The sequence below is a fragment of the Microbacterium commune genome, assembly GCF_014836945.1.
Classification (GTDB): Bacteria; Actinomycetota; Actinomycetes; order Actinomycetales; family Microbacteriaceae; genus Microbacterium; species Microbacterium commune.
This window is the reverse complement of record NZ_JACSPX010000001.1, coordinates 295,564-318,102: the sequence shown is the minus strand read 5'-3', so window position 1 is coordinate 318,102 and position 22,539 is coordinate 295,564. Positions and strand designations below refer to the sequence as shown.

Annotated in this window: 22 protein-coding genes; 11 read left to right on the top strand and 11 right to left on the bottom strand. The window is 68.9% G+C overall.

Annotated elements, in window-relative coordinates:
* The first annotated feature begins 35 nt into the window (after positions 1-35).
* The 3 genes from glf to H9633_RS01560 are packed head-to-tail and all read left to right on the top strand — an operon-like array spanning position 36 to position 2,738.
* Positions 36-1,184 carry a UDP-galactopyranose mutase gene (gene glf, locus H9633_RS01570; RefSeq protein ID WP_191711848.1) on the top strand — a complete coding sequence of 383 codons (1,149 nt, stop codon included), beginning with the start codon at positions 36-38 and terminating at the stop codon, positions 1,182-1,184.
* Positions 1,185-1,197: 13 nt separating this feature from the next.
* Positions 1,198-2,001 carry an ABC transporter permease gene (locus tag H9633_RS01565; RefSeq protein ID WP_318247164.1) on the top strand — a complete coding sequence of 268 codons (804 nt, stop codon included), beginning with the start codon at positions 1,198-1,200 and terminating at the stop codon, positions 1,999-2,001.
* On the top strand, positions 2,001-2,738 hold the full coding sequence (locus H9633_RS01560) for an ABC transporter ATP-binding protein (protein ID WP_191711846.1): 738 nt from the start codon (positions 2,001-2,003) through the stop codon (positions 2,736-2,738). Before H9633_RS01565 ends, H9633_RS01560 begins: the two co-directional genes overlap by 1 nt.
* 6 nt (positions 2,739-2,744) lie before the next feature.
* Here H9633_RS01560 and H9633_RS01555 read toward each other — a convergent pair whose 3' ends face one another.
* The 3 genes from H9633_RS01555 to pseB are packed head-to-tail and all read right to left on the bottom strand — an operon-like array spanning position 2,745 to position 5,589.
* Positions 2,745-3,476, bottom strand: a complete 732-nt coding sequence (locus tag H9633_RS01555) for a cytidylyltransferase domain-containing protein (RefSeq protein WP_191711845.1) — start codon at positions 3,474-3,476, stop codon at positions 2,745-2,747.
* Positions 3,473-4,597: a DegT/DnrJ/EryC1/StrS family aminotransferase gene (locus H9633_RS01550; protein ID WP_191712896.1), complete on the bottom strand. Its 1,125-nt coding sequence runs from the start codon at positions 4,595-4,597 to the stop codon at positions 3,473-3,475. Before H9633_RS01550 ends, H9633_RS01555 begins: the two co-directional genes overlap by 4 nt.
* A 2-nt stretch (positions 4,598-4,599) precedes the next feature.
* A complete protein-coding gene (pseB, locus tag H9633_RS01545) occupies positions 4,600-5,589 on the bottom strand; it encodes a UDP-N-acetylglucosamine 4,6-dehydratase (inverting) (protein ID WP_191711844.1) in 990 nt (329 codons plus the stop codon).
* A gap of 105 nt (positions 5,590-5,694) precedes the next feature.
* On the opposite strand from pseB, the gene H9633_RS01540 reads away from it, so the two are divergent.
* Positions 5,695-7,254 (top strand): bifunctional UDP-2,4-diacetamido-2,4,6-trideoxy-beta-L-altropyranose hydrolase/GNAT family N-acetyltransferase, encoded by a 1,560-nt coding sequence (locus H9633_RS01540; protein WP_191711843.1) that lies wholly within the window; start codon positions 5,695-5,697, stop codon positions 7,252-7,254.
* Here H9633_RS01540 and pseI read toward each other — a convergent pair.
* A complete protein-coding gene (gene pseI, locus H9633_RS01535; RefSeq protein WP_318247163.1) occupies positions 7,191-8,216 on the bottom strand; it encodes a pseudaminic acid synthase in 1,026 nt (341 codons plus the stop codon). The two genes, H9633_RS01540 and pseI, sit on opposite strands and share 64 nt — an antisense overlap.
* Positions 8,217-8,331: 115 nt before the next feature.
* On the opposite strand from pseI, the gene H9633_RS01530 reads away from it, so the two are divergent.
* Together H9633_RS01530 and H9633_RS01525 are read left to right on the top strand one after the other, a co-directional pair.
* The gene (locus H9633_RS01530) at positions 8,332-9,030 is read left to right on the top strand and encodes a glycosyltransferase family 29 protein (protein ID WP_225211024.1); all 699 of its coding nucleotides are present in this window, start codon (positions 8,332-8,334) and stop codon (positions 9,028-9,030) included.
* Positions 9,031-9,074: 44 nt separating this feature from the next.
* On the top strand, positions 9,075-9,440 hold the full coding sequence (locus H9633_RS01525) for a hypothetical protein (RefSeq protein WP_191711842.1): 366 nt from the start codon (positions 9,075-9,077) through the stop codon (positions 9,438-9,440).
* A 178-nt stretch (positions 9,441-9,618) separates the two neighbouring features.
* Here the strand turns inward: H9633_RS01525 and H9633_RS01520 are convergent, their stop codons facing one another.
* The 4 genes from H9633_RS01520 to H9633_RS01505 form a co-directional block, all read right to left on the bottom strand.
* Positions 9,619-10,230: a hypothetical protein gene (locus H9633_RS01520; RefSeq protein ID WP_191711841.1), complete on the bottom strand. Its 612-nt coding sequence runs from the start codon at positions 10,228-10,230 to the stop codon at positions 9,619-9,621.
* Complete coding sequence (locus H9633_RS01515) at positions 10,227-11,186, bottom strand: glycosyltransferase family 2 protein (protein WP_191711840.1); 960 nt, start codon at positions 11,184-11,186, stop codon at positions 10,227-10,229. Before H9633_RS01515 ends, H9633_RS01520 begins: the two co-directional genes overlap by 4 nt.
* A gap of 70 nt (positions 11,187-11,256) precedes the next feature.
* Complete coding sequence (locus tag H9633_RS01510) at positions 11,257-12,597, bottom strand: O-antigen ligase family protein (protein ID WP_191711839.1); 1,341 nt, start codon at positions 12,595-12,597, stop codon at positions 11,257-11,259.
* Positions 12,594-14,009 carry an O-antigen ligase family protein gene (locus tag H9633_RS01505; protein WP_191711838.1) on the bottom strand — a complete coding sequence of 472 codons (1,416 nt, stop codon included), beginning with the start codon at positions 14,007-14,009 and terminating at the stop codon, positions 12,594-12,596. The genes H9633_RS01510 and H9633_RS01505 overlap by 4 nt, the downstream gene beginning before the upstream one ends.
* A gap of 205 nt (positions 14,010-14,214) precedes the next feature.
* Here H9633_RS01505 and H9633_RS01500 point away from each other — a divergent pair, with 205 nt between their 5' ends.
* The 3 genes from H9633_RS01500 (at position 14,215) to H9633_RS01490 (ending at position 18,927) form a co-directional block, all read left to right on the top strand.
* Positions 14,215-14,532, top strand: a complete 318-nt coding sequence (locus H9633_RS01500) for a WhiB family transcriptional regulator (RefSeq protein ID WP_191711837.1) — start codon at positions 14,215-14,217, stop codon at positions 14,530-14,532.
* Between the two features lie 67 nt (positions 14,533-14,599).
* Positions 14,600-17,560 (top strand): glycosyltransferase family 2 protein, encoded by a 2,961-nt coding sequence (locus tag H9633_RS01495; RefSeq protein WP_191711836.1) that lies wholly within the window; start codon positions 14,600-14,602, stop codon positions 17,558-17,560.
* Positions 17,557-18,927: a DUF5719 family protein gene (locus H9633_RS01490; protein WP_191711835.1), complete on the top strand. Its 1,371-nt coding sequence runs from the start codon at positions 17,557-17,559 to the stop codon at positions 18,925-18,927. The genes H9633_RS01495 and H9633_RS01490 overlap by 4 nt, the downstream gene beginning before the upstream one ends.
* Before the next feature lie 46 nt (positions 18,928-18,973).
* On the opposite strand, the gene H9633_RS01485 is transcribed toward H9633_RS01490, so the two are convergent.
* Positions 18,974-19,402: a hypothetical protein gene (locus H9633_RS01485; protein ID WP_191711834.1), complete on the bottom strand. Its 429-nt coding sequence runs from the start codon at positions 19,400-19,402 to the stop codon at positions 18,974-18,976.
* Positions 19,403-19,535: 133 nt separating this feature from the next.
* Here H9633_RS01485 and H9633_RS01480 point away from each other — a divergent pair, with 133 nt between their 5' ends.
* Positions 19,536-19,748, top strand: a complete 213-nt coding sequence (locus H9633_RS01480) for a DUF3499 family protein (RefSeq protein WP_071641540.1) — start codon at positions 19,536-19,538, stop codon at positions 19,746-19,748.
* A gap of 58 nt (positions 19,749-19,806) precedes the next feature.
* Here the strand turns inward: H9633_RS01480 and H9633_RS01475 are convergent, their stop codons facing one another.
* Positions 19,807-20,616, bottom strand: a complete 810-nt coding sequence (locus H9633_RS01475; protein ID WP_071641514.1) for an RDD family protein — start codon at positions 20,614-20,616, stop codon at positions 19,807-19,809.
* Between the two features lie 16 nt (positions 20,617-20,632).
* Between H9633_RS01475 and H9633_RS01470 the strand changes: the two genes are divergently transcribed.
* Positions 20,633-21,622, top strand: a complete 990-nt coding sequence (locus tag H9633_RS01470) for a stage II sporulation protein M (protein ID WP_191712893.1) — start codon at positions 20,633-20,635, stop codon at positions 21,620-21,622.
* Here the strand turns inward: H9633_RS01470 and H9633_RS01465 are convergent.
* On the bottom strand, positions 21,609-22,433 hold the full coding sequence (locus H9633_RS01465; RefSeq protein WP_191711833.1) for an aquaporin: 825 nt from the start codon (positions 22,431-22,433) through the stop codon (positions 21,609-21,611). The two genes, H9633_RS01470 and H9633_RS01465, sit on opposite strands and share 14 nt — an antisense overlap.
* Positions 22,434-22,539: the final 106 nt, after the last annotated feature.

Genomic DNA, 22,539 nt, shown 5'->3' with positions numbered 1-22,539 from the left:
GCATCATTGGGCCTCATCGGGCAGAAAGCAGGAACATGGATCTCCTCGTCGTCGGGTCGGGTTTCTTCGGCCTCACCGTGGCTGAGCGCGCAGCAGAAGCCGGACGCAAGGTGATGGTCATCGATCGGCGGTCGCACATCGGCGGAAACGCGTACAGTGAGGCCGAGCCTGAGACGGGGATCGAGGTGCACCGTTACGGTGCGCACCTTTTTCACACCTCGAATGCGACTGTGTGGGAGTACGTGAACCGGTTCACGACCTTCACGAACTATGTGCATCGCGTCTACACGAACCACAACAGCGTCGTGTATCCGATGCCGGTGAACCTCGGCACGATCAACCAGTTCTTCAGCGCTGCGTATTCGCCCGACGAGGCGCGGGCGCTGGTCAAGGAGCAAGCGGGGGAGTTCGACGTGAAGTCTGCGCAGAACTTCGAGGAGAAGGGCATCGCGCTCGTCGGCCGACCGCTGTTCGAGGCGTTCTTCCGCGACTACACGGCGAAGCAGTGGCAGACGGATCCGCAGAAGCTCTCTGGCGACATCATCAGCCGGCTCCCCGTTCGGTACACCTATGACAACCGGTACTTCAACGACACCTGGGAGGGCCTGCCCACCGACGGCTACACCGCCTGGCTGGAGCGGATGGCCGATCATCCCAATATCGAGGTCAAGCTGGATGTCGACTACTTCGATGAAACTCAGCCGCTGAACAAGCGCGACACCGTCGGTCAGCTGCCGATCGTCTACACCGGTCCCGTTGACCGCTACTTCGACTATGCCGAAGGTGAGCTGGGCTGGCGCACGCTGGACTTCGAGCAAGAAGTTCTGAACGTGGGCGATTTCCAGGGAACGAGCGTCATGAACTACCCCGACCTGGATGTGCCGTTCACCCGCATCCACGAGTTCAAGCACTTCCACCCGGAGCGCAAGGAAATCTTCGAGTCCGACAAGACGGTCATCATGCGCGAGTTCTCGCGATTCGCGAACCGAGCGGATGAGCCGTACTACCCGGTCAACACGCCCGCGGACCGCGACGGCCTGCTGGCGTACCGCGAGCTCGCCAAGGGAGAGCAGGGCGTGCACTTCGGCGGTCGACTCGGCACCTACCAGTACCTCGACATGCACATGGCGATCGGCTCGGCGCTGTCGATGTGGCGGAACGAGCTCTCCGGCGAGAGCGACTGACGTGGCGCGGACGGTGGGAGCGCCGGGGACTCCCCAGCGCTACTTCCATTCGCTGTGGCTTCTGTCGGCGCGGGATCTGAAGGTCCGGTACTCCACGAGCGCGCTGGGTTATCTGTGGTCGGTCCTCGACCCGCTGGTGATGAGCGCGATCTACTGGTTCGTCTTCACCCGGGTGTTCGAGCGCACCGTCGGCGAGCAGCCGTACATCATCTTCCTGATCAGCGCTCTGCTGCCGTGGGTGTGGTTCAATGCCTCGGTCGGCGACTTCACTCGCGCGTTCAAGAAGGACGCGCGACTGGTGCGCTCGACTGCGATTCCGCGTTCGATCTGGGTGAACCGCATCGTGCTGAGCAAGGGAACCGAGTTCCTCTTCTCGTTGCCCGTGCTCGCGATCTTCGTCGTGGTGAGCCTCCTCGTCGAGAGCGACCCCGCGAAGACCGCGCATCTCGGCTGGGGCGTCCTTCTGTTCCCCGTGGCGGTGCTGCTGCAGACGGTGCTGCTCGTCGGTCTCGGCCTACTGGTGGCGCCGCTGTGCGCCCTGTACACAGATCTCGAGCGCACCACCGCGCTCATCCTCCGGGCGCTCTTCTACGCGACTCCGATCATCTACAGCGTGAACGATCTGCCCGGAGTGTTCCAGACACTCGGGATGTTCAACCCGCTCGCCGGGATCTTCTCGCTGTACCGGATGGCGTTCTTCCCCGATCAGTGGCACCCGGAGCTGGTCGCGACCAGCACGGTGATGAGCTTCGTGATCCTCGCCCTCGGGATCTGGGTGTTCCGAACCCTCGAACGTCCCGTGCTGAAGGAGCTCTGATGGGACCCGCGATCGAAGTCGCCGACCTCGGCGTTCGTTTCCGACGCAATCGTCGCGGCCGTCGCACCCTCAAGGACCTCTTCTCGGGCGCGAGTCGGCGGTCGCGTCCGGGTGAGTTCTGGGCCCTGCGGGGCGTGTCATTCCGCGTCGAGCCCGGCGAGTCCATCGGGGTGGTTGGCCGCAACGGCCAAGGAAAGTCGACTCTGTTGCGTCTGGTGGCGAGTGTGCTGCTGCCGGACGAGGGCACGGTGCACGTCAACGGTGGCGTGGCCCCGCTCATCGAGCTCACCGGCGGATTCGTCGGCGACCTCACAGTCCGGGAGAACGTGCGTCTCACCGCAGGTTTGCACGGCATGTCGAAGTCGGAGGTCGCTTCGCGCTACGAGGAGATGATCGCCTTCGCGGAGCTGGAGGACTTCCAGGACACGCCCTATAAGCACCTCTCCAACGGGATGAAGGTGCGCCTCGCGTTCTCTGTGGTCTCACAGCTCGATGAGCCGATCCTGCTCGTCGATGAGGTCCTCGCAGTGGGCGACAAGGCGTTCCGCGACAAGTGCTATCAGCGGATCGACGAGCTTCTCGCCGAAGGGCGCACTTTGTTCTTCGTCAGCCACAACGAACGCGACCTTCGGAGATTTTGTAAGCGGGGTCTGTACCTCGACAAGGGCTCGCTGGTGCTCGATGGAACGATCGGCGACGTGCTCGATCGGTACAACGCCGATCACGGGCGACCCTGACCGGAGTCAGTCTTGGAGCTTCTTCTGCTGGACATGCGAGTTGAGCGCCCCGAGTGCCGGATTGGTCTCCAGAACCCGGATGATCTGCTCGCAGGTGAGCAGATGAGCGTCGTGTCGCGTGATCAGCTGTCGCAGAAGCCGTAGGTCGTCGTGCGTGTCGAGAGTGACTCGGAAGCGCGACGCATCCGCCGTGCGCGCAATCTGGTCGACGGCAGTGCGACCCGTCCGGTTCTGGTGAAGGTAGGGAGTCACGTGCTCTCTGTCAGCGGGATACGTCGCCATCCGATCGGCCTCGTACAGGGCGTCGGCGCTGAAGACCTCGAAGTCGAACCCCCGCGGATAGGTTCGCGTGACCGTGTTCGAGACGTACGCGTGCCGATCGCCCAGTTGGAGGTATCGCTCCACGCCCTGCGCTATCAGCTCGCCGTCGAGCAGCGGACAGTCCGACGTGACGCGGACGACGGCATCGAGCTCTGCGGTGCGGCAGGCCCCCGCGAACCTGCCGAGCACATCCGATTCGCTGCCGCGGAAGGTGGTCACCTCCCGCGCGTCGGCGGCCGCGACGATCGGATCGTCGGTGGCGTTGCTGGTGGTGGCCACCACCACCGGAAGCGCGGTGGTGAGGAGCCGGTCGATGTGGTGGTCGAGCATGGTGCGCCCGCCTGCGTCGAGCAGCACCTTGCCCGGCAACCGGGTGCTCGTCATCCGGGCCTGGGTGATGATGCCGACACGGGTCATGTCAGCGCGGTGACCAGCCGGTCGACCACCTCGTCCACCTCGTGGTCGGTGAGGTCGGGGAAAATGGGCAGGGACAGCTCCTCGGCGTAGAACGCCTCAGCGTTCGGGCACATGCCTCGTCGGTAGCCCTGGTCCTGATACACCGGATGCCAGTAGACCGGCATGTAGTTGACCTGCACTCCGATCCCACCGGCCCGCATCCGCTCGAAGACCTCCCGACGTCGCCCCTCGAGGATGCGAACTGGGTAGAGGTGGCGGACAGGGTCGACATCAGCTCGCTGCACGGGAATGCGCACGCCCTCCACCTCAGCGAGTGCGGCGTCGTACCGCGCCGTGATCTCAGCGCGGCGCCGCGCGAAGGCATCCAGACGTCGCAGCTGGGCGAGCCCCAGAGCGCTGGCGATGTCGGTGAGACGGTAGTTGAACCCGAAGTCATGAACCTCCTGATGCCACGGCCCTTCGTCTGTGATCCGGAACCGCGAGGGATCTCGGACGAGGCCGATGAAATGGAACTCATGAGCCCGCTGCGCCATCGCCGGGGTGCGCGCTACGAGGGCGCCGCCCTCTCCTGTCGTCAGGTTCTTGGTCGGGAAGAACGAGAAGGTCGTGAGGTCGGCGAGGTCGCCGACCGGGCGCCCGCGATAAGTGCCGCCGATCGAGTGCGCGGCGTCGTCCAGTGTGAGAGCGCCGACGCGGTCGGCCGTGCGCTGCAGCGCGTCGTAGTCGGCGGGATGACCTGCGTAGTCGACGGCGGCGATGACCTTCGTCCGATCCGTCGCGATCGCGTCGACGACGGCCGGATTGATCAGCGCGGTGTCCTCCTCCACGTCGGCGAACACGATCTCTGCGCCGAGGATCGAAGCGGTCGAGGCCGTGGCGACGAAGGTCATCGGCGTCGTGATCACCTGGTCGCCTCGACCGACGCCGGCAGCCGCGTAGGCCATGTGCAGCGCCGCCGTGCCGGACGTGGCGCTCACGGCGCGATGCCCGCCGGCGATGGCTCCCACGGCCTTCTCGAACCGGTCGACGGCCGGTCCGGTGGTCAGCCAGTCTCCCTGCAGGACCTCGACGACAGCTGAGATGTCGTCAGCGGAGATGGACTGGCGGCCGTATGGAAGCATGCTCACAGACCGCCCTCGATGATCTCGGCGATATCCTGCTGCGTGTACCAGAGATCGTTGCTGTCGGAGCGGTAGGCGAAACCAGCGGGCATTTCGACTGCTCCTTCGGGTGGAGCGTAGCCCCAGGATGCGATGTCCGGCTGAATGATGAAGTAGCGGCCGTCCTGAATGCTCACCGCACGGCGGCCCTCCTCGGGGCTGATCATCTCCTCGTGCAGCTTCTCACCGGGACGGAGCCCGACATCCACCAACTCGGCACCGGGGACCACCGCGTGAGCTAGATCGGTCACCTTCATCGAAGGGATGCGCGGGACGAGCAGTTCACCGCCCTGCATGATGTCGAACGCGTCGACGACCATCTGCACGGACTGGGGCAGCGTGATGAAGAACCGGGTGCAGCGGAGATCGGTGATCGGGAGCGGCCGCCCCTCGCTGCCGAGTTTCGCGAAGAACGGGATGACCGATCCGCGCGAACCCATGACATTGCCGTATCGGACCACGGCGAAGCGCGTCTCGTAGGAGGCGGCATAGTGGTTCCCCGAGATGAACAGCTTGTCGGCTGTGAGCTTCGTCGCCCCGTAGAGGTTGATTGGGCTGGATGCCTTGTCGGTCGAGAGGGCGACGACCTTCTTCACGCCGGCGTCGATCGACGCCTCGATGACGTTCTGGCTGCCCAGGACGTTCGTCTGCACGAACTCGAACGGGTTGTACTCTGCGGTGTCCACCTGCTTCAGCGCGGCGGCGTGCACGACATAGTCGATGCCGTTGAGAGCGCGCTTCAGGCGCCGCTCGTCCCGAATGTCGCCGATGAACCATCGCAGCCGCGGGTCGTCTCCGAACAGCTGGCGAACCTCGTACTGCTTCAGCTCGTCGCGCGAGAATATAATGAGACGGCGGGGGTCGAGATTGTCGAGCGCGTATCGGATGAATGCCTTACCGAAGGATCCCGTACCGCCGGTGACCAGGATGCTCGAGCCTGCGAGAACTGACACGGCTGTCTCCCTCAACGTGATCGATGGCTGCGGGATGACACGTCCATCGCGCTCGGCCTATCCTATCGCGAGGGCTTGCTTGCGCCCGGTGACGGAAGGCTCTCGATGACTGCTCGGCAGGTGTTGTTCCACTGCAACTCGGGCGGGCGGCACGGGATGGGGCACCTCATGCGCACAGCCGCTGTCGCAGCCGTGGCGCGGGAACGGGGCTGGGTGTCTGCCGTCGTCGGTGACATCGACGATGTGGGTTCCCGGCTGCTCCGGCGCGCGCTCGGTGACGTGCGGCTACACAGATGCGACGCCGCGGCTCTCGCCGATGTGCTCCGCAGCCGCGCGTCGGAGGGCTTCGACGTCGTGCACGTGGACAGCTATGAGAGCGTGCCGTCGGCAGCTGCCGGTGTGCTGCTGAGCAATATGCAGGACGGGCCGTTCGGAGTGCGCCGGGCTGATCTGGCCATCGATGCGAGTCTCGGCGCGGAGCACCACTTCGCCGAGCCGTCGCTCAGCCGTCGGCACATCGCAGGCATCGACGGAGCGGTGATCCGGGAGCAGGTCCTGCATCAGCGGGGTCGGCTCAAGCGCTCGGATGCCACGGCACACGTCCTCGTGGTGATGGGCGGCACAGATCCGCGTTCGATCACGTCGCGAGTGATCCGGGCTCTGGACGAGATTTCGCTCGCACTGCGCGTGACTGTGGTCGATCCGCGGGGGAGTGCCGCGGTCGCCGCTGCTGCCGAGTCGTCGCGTCATGAGATGAAGGTGCTCGGGTTCGTCGACGACCTCCCAGCACTCGCCGCCCAGCAGGATCTCGCCATCACCGCCGCAGGCACGTCCATGTGGGACTTCGCCTGCATCGGGCTGCCGATGGCTGCGGTGTGCGCAGTGCAGAACCAGCGCGACGGGTATCGCGAGATGATCGAGCGCGAGCTCGCCCTCGGACTGGGCGACGGCTCGTTCGCGGAGCTGGCCGAGAAGATCCATCTGGTCGAGCAGCTGTTGCGATCGCCCGAGGCGCGGCGTGCGGTGGGCGAGCGCTTGATGTCGCTCGTGGACGGGCGTGGGGCATGGCGGATCGTCTCGTCATGGGAGCAGCTGATCACACAGACGGCCGCGTCGACTGACGAACCTGTTTCTCTCGCAGCGCGTGCTGCCTCTATGGAGGATGCCACACGACTGTTCTCCTGGCGCGATGATCCGGCCACACGGAGTGCATCGCGTTCGCAGGCGCCGCTCGACCAAGAGGCTCACCGCTCGTGGCTGGCCCGCACCATCGCCGACTCGGATAGGCGGCTGTTGATCATCTCATCCGGGGAGGAGCCTGTCGCCACGGTGCGATGGGACCGGGACGGCACGCGGAGTGGGACATGGGAGGTCTCGCTGACGATCGCGCCTGCCCGCCGGGGCTCGGGCCTCGGCGGCTCAGTGCTCGCGGCGGCTGAGCGGGCGCTCGATGCGGAGGAGCCGAGGCGTCTGCTGGCGACCGTCCACGCGGACAACACGCTATCGCTGCGCCTGTTCCAGAGAGCCGGATATCTGCCGTACCTGCCTGCGGATGAGCGGGGGTTCCGCGTCTTCGCGAAGTGGCGAGTAGAGGCCTCAGATCAGATCATGTCCCACGCGAGCGGAGTGCCGCGCGCGACGTCGCGCGTGAACGTCCGGCCCTGAACCCGGGCGAAGTCGTCCGGACTCAGACCTCCCGCGGGCCGGACTGATCGCACGTTCGCGGTGGTCAGAGGATCGCCGGCCCGGACATCCTCCACCACGAAGAGTGAGCGGCGCAGCGCTACGACCGCCTGCTCCTGCTCGGTGGGGCCGAACGCGCTCCCGCTGCCGATGGCGATCCGCGCCTGCTCGGCGGCTGCGACCAGCGCCGCGAACTCGTCGGGGACGAGAGAGAAGTCGGCGTCGACCCCGCCCTGATCACGGTCCAGGGTCACGTGCTTCTCCACAGCGACCGCACCCAGCGCCGCGGCCGCCACCGCGACGCCGATGCCCAGCGTGTGATCTGACAGGCCGACGGGCACGTCGAAGGCTTCCCTGAGGACGGCGATATTACCCAAGCGGGCCTCTTCCGGAACAGCGGGGTATGCGGCCGTGCAGGCCAGCAGGACCAGGCGCGAGCATCCTGCATCGCGGATCGCCGTCACGGCGGCATCGATCTCGGAAAGGGTCGCCATGCCCGTGGAGACGATCATCGGCTTGCCGGTGCGGGCGATTTCCCGCATCAGCGGAAGATCGACGATCTCCGCTGACGCTGTCTTGTACAGCTCGACGCCGCATCCTTCAAGGAACTCCACGGCGGTCGGGTCAAACGGCGTCGAGAACGGGATCATCCCGTGGGAACGCGCGCGGGAGAAGATCTCCTTGTGCCAATCCCATGGCGTGTGCGCCTCTTGATAGAGGGCGTAGAGGTTGCGCCCACCCCACAGCGAGTGGTCGCCCGCGACCTGAAAGGCCGGGCGATCGGAGTCGATCGTCAGCGTATCGGCGGTGTACGTCTGGATCTTCAGCGCGTGGGCTCCCGTCGAGGCGACAGCGTCGACGATGTCCAGCGCTCGTTCGAGATCGCCGTTGTGATTCCCGGACATCTCGGCGATGGTGAAGACCGGGGCCCCCTTGCCGATCACTGCGGACGAGAGCTCGATGGTCTGGTCAGAAGTCACGACCCCAACTCTAGACGCGGCTGCGCCTGGCGCGGTGCAGCGCGATCCGTGCGTGATCCGTCCCCTAAGCTGAAGAGCTATGAGGCGTGTGAAGGAGCCCGTCGTCAGCGAGCGGGCGACGGCTGCGGAAGAGGCGTATTACCAGCGGCTGCGGCCGCTGGTGAAGTCGTACGCCCGTGCCTCCAAGGTACGACGCGTCGCCGTCGTCGGCAACCAGCCGCTCGAACCCTCCGCTGACCGCGCCGCCATGATCGATGCCGCAGATCTCGTCTTCCGCGTGAACGGGTTCCGCCTAGACGACGTCGACGCGCAGAGCACTGTCGGGCGGCGCACGGACGTCGTCGTGTTCAACCGCGGTGTGCGCCCCACCCCGTGGTTCTTCGAGGCTTACTCTGACAGGCTGTATCTGATGGTCGAGCCGGGTCGCCTGCTGTGGGAAAACCCGAAGCTCCCCGCCTTCTGGCCGCAGGACCTCGGGATCGTCACACTGCCGAACCGCGAGGTCATTCTGCCGCTGGGCGAGGCGCTGGGCGCCGATCCGCGCACCGGCGGGCAGTGGGCGACAACCGGCACAGTGATGTTGTGGATCGCCAAGCGGCTGTTTCCCGACGTCGTGATCGACGCGACGGGCTTCTCGTTCGTGGACGCGCCCGCGCAGTCGGCGTGGAACCACGCCTACGGCGAGCCGTCGCCCGTAGGAGCGGAGCACCGGATCGATCTCGAGTCGACGCTCATGCACCGCTGGATCGACTCAGGGCTCATCGCCTTCCACCACTGATCGCTCGAAATGCGATCCCGAATTCCCCGACGAATGGGAGCATCATGTTGAACCGCCTCCGACGACGACTGGACCTACTGGTCGAGCGGCGCGTCGACGCTCTTCTCAGCCCTCGCCTGGTTGTCCTGTCCGAGGAGTTCCAGGCGATGCAGCGCGACTACGATGCGCGCCTCGGAGGCACGCAGGCCGACTTCTCATTCATGCGGTCGGAGTTCGACCGCATCGCCCCGCAGCTGGCCGCGCTGGAGCAGCGTTTCGAATGGCTTCGAGTGCGTCTCGCCGACGACCAGCTGCATGCTGACGACGCCGCATCACGGGCGATGGCGGAGCACGAGCGTGCCCGGATCCGGCTCGAGCTGGCGTCCCACTACGAGGAGCGCCTGCGGCGCCTGGAGGCCGAACAGGGCTGAGCCTCGCGCGCGTGCGGTGTCACCCCAGGCCGACAAGGCCGCGAAGGCTCTCAGCAGGTGCGTCTCGCATTCTCCGTCTTATTTCAGCTCGATGAGCCCATCCTGCTCGCAGCGGACGCTGATCACTTCGAGTGGGGAGCGCTCCGCCGCTGCGTACCTAGCTGCTGCGGGATGCCTATCAGAGTCCGACCAGCTCCCGCAGGCGCTGAGCGGAAACGCGTGCGGCATCGACTGAAACGTCCGATCCCGACGAGACCGCTTTCCTGAGCTCGGTCAGGCGTCCGCTGTAGTCCGACACCGCCTTGTTCCAGTCGGAGCTGATCGAAGACGGCGCGGGTACCTCCGCGAGACGCTGAGCGTCGTCCCTGAGGTTGTCGACGACCGGCACTGCGTCCGACCCCTTGCTGTCCGCGACGATGTCGAGTCCGGTCAGCGCATCATTGAGCCAGCCGCCGACCTGTCCACGGAACGCACCCATGCTCGGGTCCACGGGAGGGGGAGGTGTGGTCACCGGCGTCATCGACGGCTCGGGCGCCTCGGACGGCGCCGCAGAAGGAGTCGCAGACTCCGTTGCCGAAGCAGACGCCGAGGGCGAAACGCTCGCCGACGGCGTCGCACTCGCCGTCGGCGTGGCACTCGCAAGCGGCGCCCCGGGCCGCAGGAACAGCCAGAACACCAGCGCCGCGATCACGACCGCAGCCACCGCCAGGCCGACGATCAGCCACGTGCGCCCGCGCTTGGGCTTCTCATCCGAGTATGCCCAGACGTATTCGGGCTGCTGCTCGGTCATCGTGCCTCCAGTGCCGGCATGGGCTGCCAGGTGCGGTCGCGGCCGATCCGGCCGCCGTCGCGCAGACCGCGGAACAGGTTGCTCGTCCCGCGGACCGTGCGCTCGACGAAGAGCAGCCGGATCAGCTCCTTGGCGAACGTCGCTGAGGTGCCGAGGCCGAACAGCACCGGGTTGTACACCCCGTGCACCCGGTAGTAGTTCTTGATGAATGCGCGGTTGCGCATGATGTAGTACCGGTACGCATTGCTCGACGCGTTCATGTGCCGGATGCCCATGTCCCACTGCTTGATCTCGCGCGTGCGGCGCAGCACGAACTCGTCGACGATCACGGCGGTGGTCAGGCGTGATGCCAGCCAGCCGTACATCTGGTCATCCCAGTAGATGAAGAAGCGCGGGTCGGGCAGGCCGATCTGCGCCACGATCGAACGATGGATGAACATGCCCTCGAAGCATCCGCTGTTCATCTCCTTGAACCCCGACGAGTCGAACTTCGACGGCGCGAACGGAATCGGGATGCCCATCCGGTCGGCGATCCGGTACTGCCAGTAGAACTCGCTGCCGTCGTAGTCGTAGCGCCGACCCTGGATGCTCTTGAAGCGGCGCGACCAGCGGCCCATCTTCGCGAGGCCGTCCGGCAGCACCTCGACGTCGTCGTCCATCATCCAGATCCACTCGGACCCCAGCTCGTACGCCGTGCGCATGCCTTCGCTGAAGCCACCGGAGCCGCCGGTGTTGGTCTCGAGCCGGCGGTAGACGATCTCGGTGCCGATGCCGGGGCGGAACGAGTCGACGACCTCGGTCGTGTCGTCCGACGACGCGTTGTCGATGATCACGACACGGCCGGGTTTCGGGTCCATCGTGCGGATGCTGGTCAGCAGCCCGCTCAGCAGATGCGAGCGGTTGTAGGTGACGATGACGATCGACGCGGTGGACGGATCGAACGCGCTGCCGGTCATGCCCAGCTCTCCGAGCGGGTGCGGACGGGCAGGGATTCTGTCACGGGGGTCACGGGATCACAGTCTATCTTCATGATCCCGTGGCGCCCGGGAGCGGCCCGCGATCGGGCCCCCCACCCTCAGGCCCCAGCGTCGGGATCGCGTCGGTGTGCGCCGCGTCGATGCTCTCCCGCCACGACCTGGTCTGTCCTGCCCGCAGGGCGCAGAGCACGAGCAGCAGCCAGCCGGTTCCGGTGAGCGCGAAGCTCTCGAACATCGACTCCACGCCGAGCGTGATGAGCACGAGCGGCGCCCACGCGTACACGACCGAGCGCCGCACGCTCGCCACCAGCCACGAGCGCACGAGGGCGACGCTGCCGAGCACGACGAAGAGCGCCAGGCCCGCCCAGCCCAGCTGCAGCAGCGTGTCGAAGTAGGCGTTGAGCGCCGACTGGTGGTGATCCGACAGCAGGAAGTTGATGTAGGTGAACGGATACTCACCGCGCGGCCACGGGCCGAACCACCCGTAGCCGGTGATCGGCCGCTGAGCGATGAAGTCGAGCATCATGTTCCACAGATCGGCGCGGGTCGAGAAGTCGGAGCCGGCGTCGAGGACGCGGATGATCTGATGCCGGAGCGCGAAGGCGACGACGAGCCCCACGACCACCAGGGCGCCCAGCGCCGCCTGCACGGCGCTGCGCAGGTGCGCGGGCGTGTGCCGCACGATCATGAGTGCGACCGTCGCCACTCCGACGCCCGTCGCGAGCACCACGACCGTCGGCGATGCCGAGAACAGCGCGAGTGAGCCGCCGAGCGCGACGGACAGCACACCCGCGACCCGCCCGATCGACCGCGTGCGCCACTCGACCACGAAGGTGATCAGCGCGATTACCGCGATGAAGCCGAGCATGTTGCGGGTGCCGAAGATGCCCTGGATCGGGCCCCCGACGGCGAGCGTGCCCTCGATGCCCAGCAGCCGGAACGGGGTGTCGAGCAGGATGCCGAACACGATCTCCAGTGCGAGCGACAGGGTCAGCAGCCAGCGCAGGGTGTCGCCGATGGCGCGCACCGTCTGCAGCGTGTCGCGCACGTGCCCGATCGTGATCGCGATCACGGCGTACCCGAGCAGGGTGAACCAGCCGGCGAGCGTGCCCCCACGATCCGCCGACCAGAGCACACTCAGCAGCGCGAGCAGCAGGAACCCGAGCAGCGACGTCGGGGCGAACCGCAGCAGGGACAGCTCGTCCCGGCGGACGGTCAGCACGGCGACGCCGATGACCGCGAGCACGCCGATGATCGTCGCCAGGCTCACCGGCGACATCATCCGCTCGATGACGAACGACGAGAACGCCGCGGTGAGCGCGGTCAGCGTGTAGGCGCGGGCGAACGGCGCCGAACCGAGCAGCGAGACGACGAGGCGCCGCGGCGTCATGGCACCTGCCGCGGCTGCGGGCCGTGCGAGATGACGGGGGTGCGCTCGCCGACTCCGACGCCGATGAGCGGCACAGCCTTCATCTTGAACGAGAGCAGGATCAGCAGCAGCCAGCCCCACAGCATGATCGGAGCCGACTCGGCGAGGCCCTCCACCAGCAGCACTGCGGTGAACAGCACGGGCAGCAGCGCCAGGGGGGAGTAAGAGCGGCGGGCGTCGAGGTCCCACCGCGGACGATCCACGGCGAAGAACCACGCGCGCCACGCGAGCGCCAGCCAGGCGACCGCCATCAGAGCGACGCCCACGGCCCCGAGCTGCAGGAACACATCGAGCCACATGTCGTGAGCGTGGAAGACGCTGAGCCCGTGGTTCAGGATCCAGCCGTCGAACGCCGGATCCCAGGGCACCCAGGGGGAGGAGAAGCCGTTGCCGAACACCGGCCGGGTGATCGCGCGCTCCCACACCGCCTGCCAGATCTCGATGCGCCCGGTGAGGTCGGATCCCTTGCCGAGCGCGGACAGGAGCTGGTCGCGCAGCAGCACGGCACCCCCGATCCCGACGACGGCCACTGCGGCGAAGAGCAGGTACAGCCGCGCGCGTCGTCGCGGTGACGCCGCGCGCATCAGGAGCACGGCGATCAGCACCGCCACGACGACGGCGATGCTCAGATACACCGTGGCCGATGCCGCCTTGACGAGCAGTACGGCGGCGATCGCGGACCAGAAGATCAGCATGGTGCGCCGGCGCACCTGCGTGGCGTACAGCACCGCGAACACGATCAGCGCGAACAGGCACATCATCGCGAGCGAGTGCGCGTTGCCCACCACACCCTGGATGCGCCCGTCGTCGAACAGGTTTCCGCGCACCCAGTACAGGTGCGGATCGATCTTGCCCTCGGGAAGATCGACGAAGTTCGGCAGCAGCGGTCGGCGCAGCACGAGCGCGACCCACAGTTCGATCGCGAGGGAGAGGCCCAGGATGATCTTGAGGGCGCTCGAGATCGCCCGCGCGATCTCGTTCCAGGTGAGGGTGGTCGCGATGAGCACCGCGGTCACGGTGATGGCGGCCAGCAGCGACCAGGTGAGCAGGGTGGCCGCGGGCCAGCGCGACCACAGGGTGGATGCCAGGGCGAGGGCGGCGTAGCCGAGGGCCGCCCACGGCAGTCGGCGCCACGGGAAGCGGGTGGGACGCTGGGCGACGACCTCGGGCACCCAGATGGCGAGGGCGCCGGCGGTGAGGACGGCGAGCACGATGCCCGACCCGAGCGCGCCGAAGGTGTTGTACACCGCGGTGTGCGCGAACAGGCAGAACAGGGCCAGCACGCTGTACGCGCGCACCATCAGATGCCCGGTCGTCTCACGCGGCGGGGCCGCGGGGCGAGGGGCCACGGGATGCTTGCTGTACACGGCCATCGGGTTCAGGCTATCGCGCCGAGCACTGCCCGCACCCGTCTTCCCCGACGCTCGCGCAGACCGGTGCGACACGCCGATGGACGTTCAATGAACCTTAAACGCACCATTGAGGGTTTACGATCCGCGACTTGACCGCGACGAATGACACGGGTGTAATTAGTGGTGCACGGCCCGGAGGGGGCACAAGCAGGGTTGGGAGATCGAGATGACGGGTTACCGGTCGGACGTTCCCGAGAATTGGTTCGTCGATCCAGTCAACCTCGGCGTACCCGGAGTACGTCGAGTCGACGCTGAAGATGATGGCGCGCTCGCCTGGCAGGTCGACGCGCTCTGCGCGCAGACCGACCCCGAGGCGTTCTTCCCGGAGAAGGGCGGCTCGACGAGAGACGCCAAGCGCATCTGCACATCGTGCGACGTGCGGGGCGAGTGCCTCGAGTACGCCCTCAGCAATGACGAGCGCTTCGGCATCTGGGGCGGTCTGAGCGAGCGCGAGCGTCGCAAGCTCAAGCGCCGCGCGAGCTGACGGCTTCGCGGGCACGCCGAGTCCGATGACCGGCGCCCCGCGGATGCCTGTCTAGGCTGACTCTGTCATGCCATCCCGAGTACACGCCATCGTCGTCGCACGAACGGGCGACGCCGCAGCAGCACAGCTCAGCGAGACCCTCGACGACCTCCGCGATCAGACGACTCCGCCCGACGCCGTCACCGTGGTGGTTCTCGGAAGCGGCGCGCAGGTGCGCGCCATCGACGGCATCGGACGCAGCGTCGAGGCGATCATCGAAGCGCGCGCGACCACGACGTTCGCCGAGGCCGTCGCCCTGGCTCAGCCTCGCGTGGCGAGCGGCAGCTCGGTGTGGATGCTCACCCACGACTCCCGGCCGCGCCGCAGGGCTCTGCAGCTTCTCGCCGGCTCACTGGAGCGCTCCCCGTCGGCCGCACTCGCCGCCCCCAAGCTCGTCCGGCACGACGACGACCGCGAGATCGTGTCGCTGGGGGTGAGCATGAGCCGATTCGGCCGCGCCGTCGAGCTGGCAGCCGATGAACTCGATCAGGGCCAGCACGACGCCACCGAGGACGCTCTCGGCGCGGACGTGCGCGGCATGCTCATCCGCGGAGCCGCACCCACGGTGCTGCGTCCGGACCCCGGACTCGGCGGCGCCGACGAAGGACTCGACCTCGGTGTCCGCGCCAGGTTGGGCGGCGCACGCATCGTGCTCGTGCCGAAGGCGCGGATCGGTGTGCGGCCCGACGGCGTCGCGACAGCCCCGCAGAGGGAGGCGGCCCGAGCGTGGGTGAGCCGTCGCGCCCAGCTGCATCGACGCCTCGCGTACGCGCCCGCCTTCGCGGTGCCGCTGCACTGGCTGAGCCTGCTGCCGCTGGCGCTGTGGCGCTCGATCGTCCACCTCATCGGCAAGCGCCCGGCGGCCGTCGTCCCCGAGTGGGGCGCGGCCCTGGCAGCCATGCTCGCCGTGCGCGCCGTCGCGCGCTCGCGACGCGCCATCCGCTCTTTCCGCACGGCGTCGTGGGCCAGCATCGCGCCGCTGCGGGTGTCGCGCACGCAGCTGCGGCACCGCCTGGACGACGGGCACGGCAGCGAACGGGGCGCCGTCAGCGAGCTGCACTTCTTCAGCGGCGGGGGAGCATGGGCGGTGCTCGCCGCCCTCGTCGTCAGCATCGCGGCCTTCTTCCCCCTGCTCGCCTGGCCCAGCGTCGGAGGCGGCGAGCTGCTGCCGATGCAGCCGGAGCTCGCCGCCCTCTGGAACGACGCCGGATGGGGTCTGCGCGACCTCGGCCCCGGCATCGTCGGCCCCGCCGACCCGTTCGCGGCCGTGCTCGCGGTGCTGGGCACTCTCTGGCCGGGGTCTCCCTCCTTCGCGGTCGTGCTGCTCTGGCTGGGCGCCCTGCCGCTGGCGGTGCTCGGCGGCTGGTTCGCCGCGACCCGGGTCACCGACAGAGCCGGCCTTCGGATCCTCGGCGGCGTGCTGTGGGCGCTGGCTCCCACGTTCCTCACCGCTCTCGTGCAGGGCAGACCGGCCGCCGTGCTGCTGCACCTGCTGCTGCCGTGGCTGTTCCATTCCGCGGTGGTCGCGCACCGCTCCTGGGGCGCCGCGGGAGCGGCATCCCTGCTCGCCGCGGCATCCCTCGCCTGCGCGCCGTCGCTCGCACCCGCCTTCGTGGCGCTCTGGGGGCTGACGGTCATGGCGATGCTCGCCGCCGGTCGTGTGCGCGGTGCGGTGCGCGTCTTCTGGCTGCTCATCCCCGCGGCTGCGCTGTTCGCGCCGCTGGTCTACTGGCAGCTTCGCCACGGCGATCCCTGGGCGCTGCTGGCCGATCCGGGTGCTGTCGCGACCCTCGCGCAGGCGACCGCTGACGCCGCAGGGCGCCTGCTCATCGCGCAGGGCTTCCCGGCCCCGGATCGCGCCGGCTGGGAGTGGCTGCTCGACGGCAGCGTCGCCCCGTTCGCCGCCGTGCTGCTCGTACCCCTGGTCGTCCTCGCGCTGACCTCGGCGCTCTCGCCGAGGTGGCGAGCCGGCTTCGCCCTGCTGGCGACCACGGTGATCGGGCTGATCACGTCGATGATCGCGGTCGGCATCCAGGTGTCGTTCGTGCAGGGCGAGCCGGTCGGGATCTGGCCCGGCACCGGACTGAGCTTTGCATGGCTGGGCGTCGTCGGCGCCGCTCTGGTCACGCTCGACACGGTCGTGGCGATGCCGGCGCTGCGGTCGGCGGCCGCGCTCGTCACCGGCGCCGGCGTGCTCGTCTGCGCCGTGCCAGGGCTGCTGGCGGTGAACGTCGGTGAGGCGCAGATCCACAACGGCGCCACCAGCACGCTGCCCGCTCTGGTCGCCGCGCACGCGTCGGACGCCGCCGACAGCGGAACCCTCGTCATGACACCGCTGGACGACGGGTCGCTCGCGACCCAGCTGGTGTGGGGCCCGAGCGCCACGCTGAGCGCGCAGACGACCATGCTCACCACGGCGACGCGCGTGCACGACGAGGGCCTAGCCGCAGACGCCGTCGACCTGCTCTCGGCTCGCGACTTCGATGCGGCTGCCGCACTCGCCGAGCGCGGTGTCGGCTTCGTGCTGCTCACGTCCCTCCCCGGCCAGAGCGAGCAGGCCCGCAGCATGACCGACGGCGCGATCACGGCGATCGACCAGCGCCCGGGGTTCGTGAAGGCGGGTGAGACCCCAAACGGGATGCTGTGGCAGCTGGCCACCCCGCCCGCCGAGCGCGCTCAGCCGTCGCACGCGCAGCGCGCCCTCGGCAACCTCATCGGGCTGGGCCAGCTCATCGTGGTGCTCGCCGCCGTGCTGCTGTCGATCCCGACCCGGGCATCGCGCCGGGCAGCCCGCGGCCGCTCCCGAGTGGTGGGTCGTTCCCTCGACGAGCCGATCGCGTCTCGGCGGACGCACGAGGATGCCGACCTGCACACCGGGGACGTCACCGTGCCGCCCGCCGGGGCCGACGAACCCCGACCAGCGGAGGACGCGCCGCCCTCCGCTGAGCCCGCGTCACCGCATCCCGCCGTCGAGGAGAACAGCCGATGAAGCAGCGCACCATCCGCCTCGCGGCGACCGGGGCCCGACTGGCGACCGGAGCCGCCGTCGCCACGGCCTGCGTGCTGGGGGTCGGGGCGGCCGTCGCCGCTCCCTGGCCGAGCGTGCAGAACGAGCCCGCCACCGCGACCGTGACGCCGGTGCCGGGAGATGCGACGATCGTCTGCAACGGAGCCTTTCGGGCTCTGGGACGCGACTCGAGTCAGGCGGATCTGCTCGTCTCTGCGGCCGCCCCGGACCTGCGGGTCGACGACCGCGACCACGAGATCAGCACCACAGACCTCGCCATGCCCGGTGTGCTCGGCGGAGAGGGCGCGAAGAGCATCACGGCTGCGGTCGCCGACCGCACGGCGCCGCTGATCTCCGCAGCGGAGTCGGTGAGTCTCGACGAAGAGGATCTGCGCGGATACGCCGCCGCCCCCTGCCGTGAGGCCGGGATGCGCTCGTGGCTCGTCGGCGGCGACGGATCGACGGGATCGTCCGATGTGATCCTGCTGTCGAACCCCGCCGACGTCGCCTCGACCGTGGAGCTCAACGTCTACGGCGCCCAGCGGAGGACGACGACCAAGATCGTGCCGCCGAAGACCCAGATCACGCTCACCCTGGCATCCGTCGCCGGGGCCGAGTTCCGTCCGGTCATCGAGGTCGTCGCCGCCGGGGCCCCGGTTCGCGCGGCGCTCCAGTCGGCGCACGTGCGCACGCTCGACGCGGTCGGCATCGACGTGCAGGACGGCGTCGGCGGCGCGCAGCGGAGCCTTCGTCTGCTGGGTGCGCACTCGCAGCCCATCTCCGACGGCGACGACTCCACCGGCATCCTGCTGCGCCTCCTCGCACCCGACGAGGACGCCACCGCGACCGTGCGCGTCCGCGGCGCCGACGGCACCGCGGGCTCCGACGAGTACGTGGTCGAGCTCACCGCGGCCACGCCCACCGAGGTCTCCCTGACCGGGATGGGCGCGGGCGCGCACGACATCGAGATCGACGCGACCGCCCCGGTCGTGGCGGGCGCCCGCCAGACCGCACGTGCGGAGGGTCGCGAGGACTTCGCCTGGATGCTGCCCGCCCCGCAGCTGACCGGCACCGTGCCGTTCACCGTTCCCCGTGGCGCGTCGGCGACACTGTACCTGAGCAGCGCCGAGGAGAGCACCACCACGGTGACGCTCGCGGGGATCGACGAGCGGATCGTGGAGCTGCCCGCCGGCGGTGCGGAGCAGATCCCGCTGCAGCCCGGCGAGCACGTGCTCAGCTCCGACGGAGCGGTGCACGCCGCGGTCGGCCTGCTCGGCGATGCGGCCATCGCGGGCTGGCCGCTGTGGGCGCCGCCGGCGACGCAGCAGCCGATCGTCGTGCGCCCCTGACGCGCGCCGCCCGCCCCGTGCCGTCAGAGGGTGGGCGCTGGGTGGTTCAGTGGTCGCGACCGTCCGGACCGAGCTCCCACGGCTCGCGTCCGACATACTCGGCCGCGGCGTGGAACACCGCGCTCTCGACGGCCATGCGGCGATGGGCCGCGTCGTCATGCCCCTTCGGCAGCAGGCGCTCGATGGGAACCCGGTACAGCGTCACGCGCTGCGCGGCCGGATCCGCGCGCCAGAGCGGGATGCCGTCGGCGCGATCGTGCGCGGGCATCGCGGCGATCTCGAAGCGGACGTCGCGCAGCTCCTCCCAGGTGCCGCGGAGGTACTCGACAGCGCTGCCGACCGTGATCTCGAACCGGTCGAGTCGCCCGTCGAGTGGTGGCAGGGGCGGCCGGACGACCTCGCTGCGCCCGAGTCGACCATGGCGGCCGTGACGTGCGCCGCGCCGGGGCGCGGGGGAGGAGCGGCGGGCGGGCATGCCGAAAGTCTATGCGCTGCCGCGCGGCTGCACCTCTCACACGCGACCCGGTCATAGTGTGGAGGCGATGGACGACAGACTCCGCCTCGACCAGAGACCGCGCTTCGATGAAGGACCGCGCCTCGACGCGCACCTGGCCGTCGACGAACGGCTCTGCTCGAAGGTCGCCTGCGCGCGCGAGGCGGTCGCCACGGTCACCTTCGACTACGCCGATCAGATGGCCGCGCTCGGTCCGCTCGGCCCTGGCAGCGACCCGCACGCGCACGATCTCTGCGCGCAGCATGCGGAACGGCTCTCGGTGCCCGCCGGCTGGCTGGTGATCCGCCACGAGGCGATGCGCTCGTGACGCATCCCGTGACGAGGTGCGCGCGGGCGTGACCATGCGCGGGTGACCGAGGCGAACCTCAGAGCCCGATGCGTCGTCCGCTCAGGCGCTCGGCGCGCTCGTCCGCGAGCGCCAGCGCTCGTCGCTCCCGCTCCCGGCGCAGCACCGTGATCCCGAGCAGAAGCTCCTCCGGCGTCACCGCGGGCAGCGGCGAGATGTACGACTGTGCCTCGCGGGCGAGCTCGTGCGCGACGCTGGCGCGCGCCGACGGCGACAGACGCTGCGCGTTGGCGAGGAACTGGGAGATGCGACGGGCGAGCCGGTCGGGCATCCGCGCGACGTCGGCCACCGTCGCCCAGCCCTGCAGCGACGGCGGCAGATGCGGCTGGTGCGAGGGCAGAGCGGGTGTGCGCACGCGCTGCGAGTAGGTGCCGGCGACCAGGTCGCCCAGCCGCTGGGAGCGCGCGGTGAGCGCCCCGGTGATCACCGCCGCGCCACCGAAGGTCATGTAGACCTCGAGCACGCCCACCAGGGCGCGGATGAAGCTGTGGCGGAAGGTGATCGCCCCACCGTCGACCCGCACGATGCGGCCGCCGACCGCGAGCTTGCCGACGCTGCGGCCGCGCATCGCGACCTCGACGGTGACCGGCAGCACGAGGAAGCTCAGCACCGCCGCGCAGATCATGAGGATGCGGAAGGTGTGCTCGCTCAGCAGTCCCTCGGTCATCAGCCACACCTGCACGAAGGTGACAGCGAGGAAGACGGCGAACCCGATGGCCATGTCGATCAGCGCGCCGGCGGCGCGCAGCACGAAGCCGACCGGCTGCACATCGATCGCGACGGCTTCGCCGGACAGGATCTCCTGTTCATCGGTGATCGTGGCGGACATGAGTACAGTAAATCAGGTGGATGCCGACGCCCTCGCCGATGCTCGCCGCCCGGAATGGGAACGGCTCGATGCGCTGAGCCGCAGACGGCGGCTGAACGGCGCCGAGGTCGACGAGCTGATCGTCCGCTACCGCGCGGCATCGGCCGATCTCGCCGAGCTGAAGACCTCGGTGGGCGACTCCCCGCAGGGCGCGTATCTCTCGACGATCCTCGCCGCCGCACGACTGAGGTTCACCGGAGCGGGTGACAACGTGCTCGCGCAGGCGGCGCGGTTCTTCGCGCTGCAGCTGCCCGCGGCGCTCTACCGGATCCGCTGGACCACCGGGGTCATCGCGATCGCCTTCCTGCTCGTGGTCTCGATCACCGGAGCATGGATCGCCTCCGACCCGGCGCTGATCGCGACGCTCGGGCCGCCCGACGTGCTCAGACAGTACGCCGAAGAGGACTTCGTCGACTACTACGGTCCGACGGCGTCGTTCGCCGGAATGGTGTGGCTCAACAACGCCTGGATTGCCATGCAGTGCGTGCTGTTCGGGGTGACGGGCGTCTGGCCGGTCTGGATGCTGATCCAGAACGCGTTCGGGCTCGGAACCTCGGCGGCGGTGATGTCGGCCTACGGGCACCTCGACACGATGGTGCTGCACATCCTGCCCCACGGGCTGCTCGAGCTGACCGCGATCTTCGTCGCGGCCGCCGCCGGCCTGCACATCTTCTGGGCGTGGGCGGTCCCGGGCCGACGCACCAGGGCCGAGTCGCTCGCCGCAGGGGGCCGTTCCCTCGCCACGGTCGCGATCGGCCTGGTCTTCGCCCTGTTCCTCTCGGGCCTCGTCGAGGGCTTCGTGACCGGCTCCGATCTGCCGTGGCCGGTCAAGATCGGGATCGGAGCGGTGGCTCTGGGCGCGTTCCTCTTCTACATGCTCGTCGTCGGGCGGCGCGCGGCACGCCGGGGCGAGAGCGGTGACCTCGTCGAATACGAGGCGGGCACGCCGACGCTCACGGCCGGCTGAGCGGCACCTCGCCGCCGTCCGACTCGTCACCGTCGGGCTGCACACCCTCGGAGTCCACTGTGCCGTCGAACAGCGCACGGTACGCGACCCCGACGGCCGCGGCCGCGAGGGCGGGGAAGACGAGGAACACCCAGAGCTGCGCGAGGGGATCGATCCCGCCGTAGATCGCCGTCGCGATCGAACGGGCGGGGTTCCCGGCGCCCCCGGCGACCGGGATGGCGACGAACTGGACGGCGGCGAAGGTGAGACCGATCGCCACACCGGCCGCTGCGCTGCGGCGCACGGGGTGCGTCACGCTGAGGAAGACCAGCACGAGCAGGACCGTGAGGATCACCTCGATGACGATCACCGCCGGCATCCCGAATCCGCCCGGCGAGAGCGTGCCCCATCCGGTGCTCGCGAACCCGGCGTCCTGAACCCGCTCCAGCCAGCGCTCGGGTCCGAACAGGCCCACGACGATGAGTGCCGTCGACGCGATCACGGCGCCGACGACCTGGGCGAGCACGTACGGCAGCACGTCGCGCCACGCCAGGCGGCCGGCAGCGGCGGCGCCGATGGTGATAGCGGGGGAGAAGTGCCCGCCGGAGATCCCCGAGAACGAGCTGAAGGCGGCGAGCAGGGCGATGCCGAACGCCAGGGCGACCGTGAGGTTGACCGCGGACCCCGCCCCCGGATCGACGAACAGCATGGTGGTGAACAGCGACGCCCCGATGCCGAGGAACACGATCAGGAACGAGCCGAAGCCCTCGGCGGTGAGTCTGGCGCCGCGCGAGGCGGCCGCCGCTGCGTCGGACGTGCGGGGTTCGGTCATGCCGGTTCTCCTCATCCTGCCGGCGTCGCGCCGGATCGTCCTTCGATGATCCCGCATGGCGATGCGAGCTGGGCCGGCACACGCCGAGGCCCCTTCATCGCGGGGA

Bases quoted from the DNA above. Each gene is read 5' to 3' on its own strand.
- glf (WP_191711848.1), top strand. From the start codon at position 36: ATGGATCTCCTCGTCGTCGGGTCGGGTTTCTTCGGCCTCACCGTGGCT.
- H9633_RS01560 (WP_191711846.1), top strand. From the start codon at position 2,001: ATGGGACCCGCGATCGAAGTCGCCGACCTCGGCGTTCGTTTCCGACGC.
- H9633_RS01555 (WP_191711845.1), bottom strand. From the start codon at position 3,476: ATGACCCGTGTCGGCATCATCACCCAGGCCCGGATGACGAGCACCCGG.
- H9633_RS01550 (WP_191712896.1), bottom strand. From the start codon at position 4,597: ATGCTTCCATACGGCCGCCAGTCCATCTCCGCTGACGACATCTCAGCT.
- H9633_RS01540 (WP_191711843.1), top strand. From the start codon at position 5,695: ATGACTGCTCGGCAGGTGTTGTTCCACTGCAACTCGGGCGGGCGGCAC.
- H9633_RS01530 (WP_225211024.1), top strand. From the start codon at position 8,332: ATGAGGCGTGTGAAGGAGCCCGTCGTCAGCGAGCGGGCGACGGCTGCG.
- H9633_RS01525 (WP_191711842.1), top strand. From the start codon at position 9,075: ATGTTGAACCGCCTCCGACGACGACTGGACCTACTGGTCGAGCGGCGC.
- H9633_RS01520 (WP_191711841.1), bottom strand. From the start codon at position 10,230: ATGACCGAGCAGCAGCCCGAATACGTCTGGGCATACTCGGATGAGAAG.
- H9633_RS01515 (WP_191711840.1), bottom strand. From the start codon at position 11,186: ATGACCGGCAGCGCGTTCGATCCGTCCACCGCGTCGATCGTCATCGTC.
- H9633_RS01510 (WP_191711839.1), bottom strand. From the start codon at position 12,597: ATGACGCCGCGGCGCCTCGTCGTCTCGCTGCTCGGTTCGGCGCCGTTC.
- H9633_RS01505 (WP_191711838.1), bottom strand. From the start codon at position 14,009: ATGGCCGTGTACAGCAAGCATCCCGTGGCCCCTCGCCCCGCGGCCCCG.
- H9633_RS01500 (WP_191711837.1), top strand. From the start codon at position 14,215: ATGACGGGTTACCGGTCGGACGTTCCCGAGAATTGGTTCGTCGATCCA.
- H9633_RS01495 (WP_191711836.1), top strand. From the start codon at position 14,600: ATGCCATCCCGAGTACACGCCATCGTCGTCGCACGAACGGGCGACGCC.
- H9633_RS01490 (WP_191711835.1), top strand. From the start codon at position 17,557: ATGAAGCAGCGCACCATCCGCCTCGCGGCGACCGGGGCCCGACTGGCG.
- H9633_RS01485 (WP_191711834.1), bottom strand. From the start codon at position 19,402: ATGCCCGCCCGCCGCTCCTCCCCCGCGCCCCGGCGCGGCGCACGTCAC.
- H9633_RS01475 (WP_071641514.1), bottom strand. From the start codon at position 20,616: ATGTCCGCCACGATCACCGATGAACAGGAGATCCTGTCCGGCGAAGCC.
- H9633_RS01465 (WP_191711833.1), bottom strand. From the start codon at position 22,433: ATGACCGAACCCCGCACGTCCGACGCAGCGGCGGCCGCCTCGCGCGGC.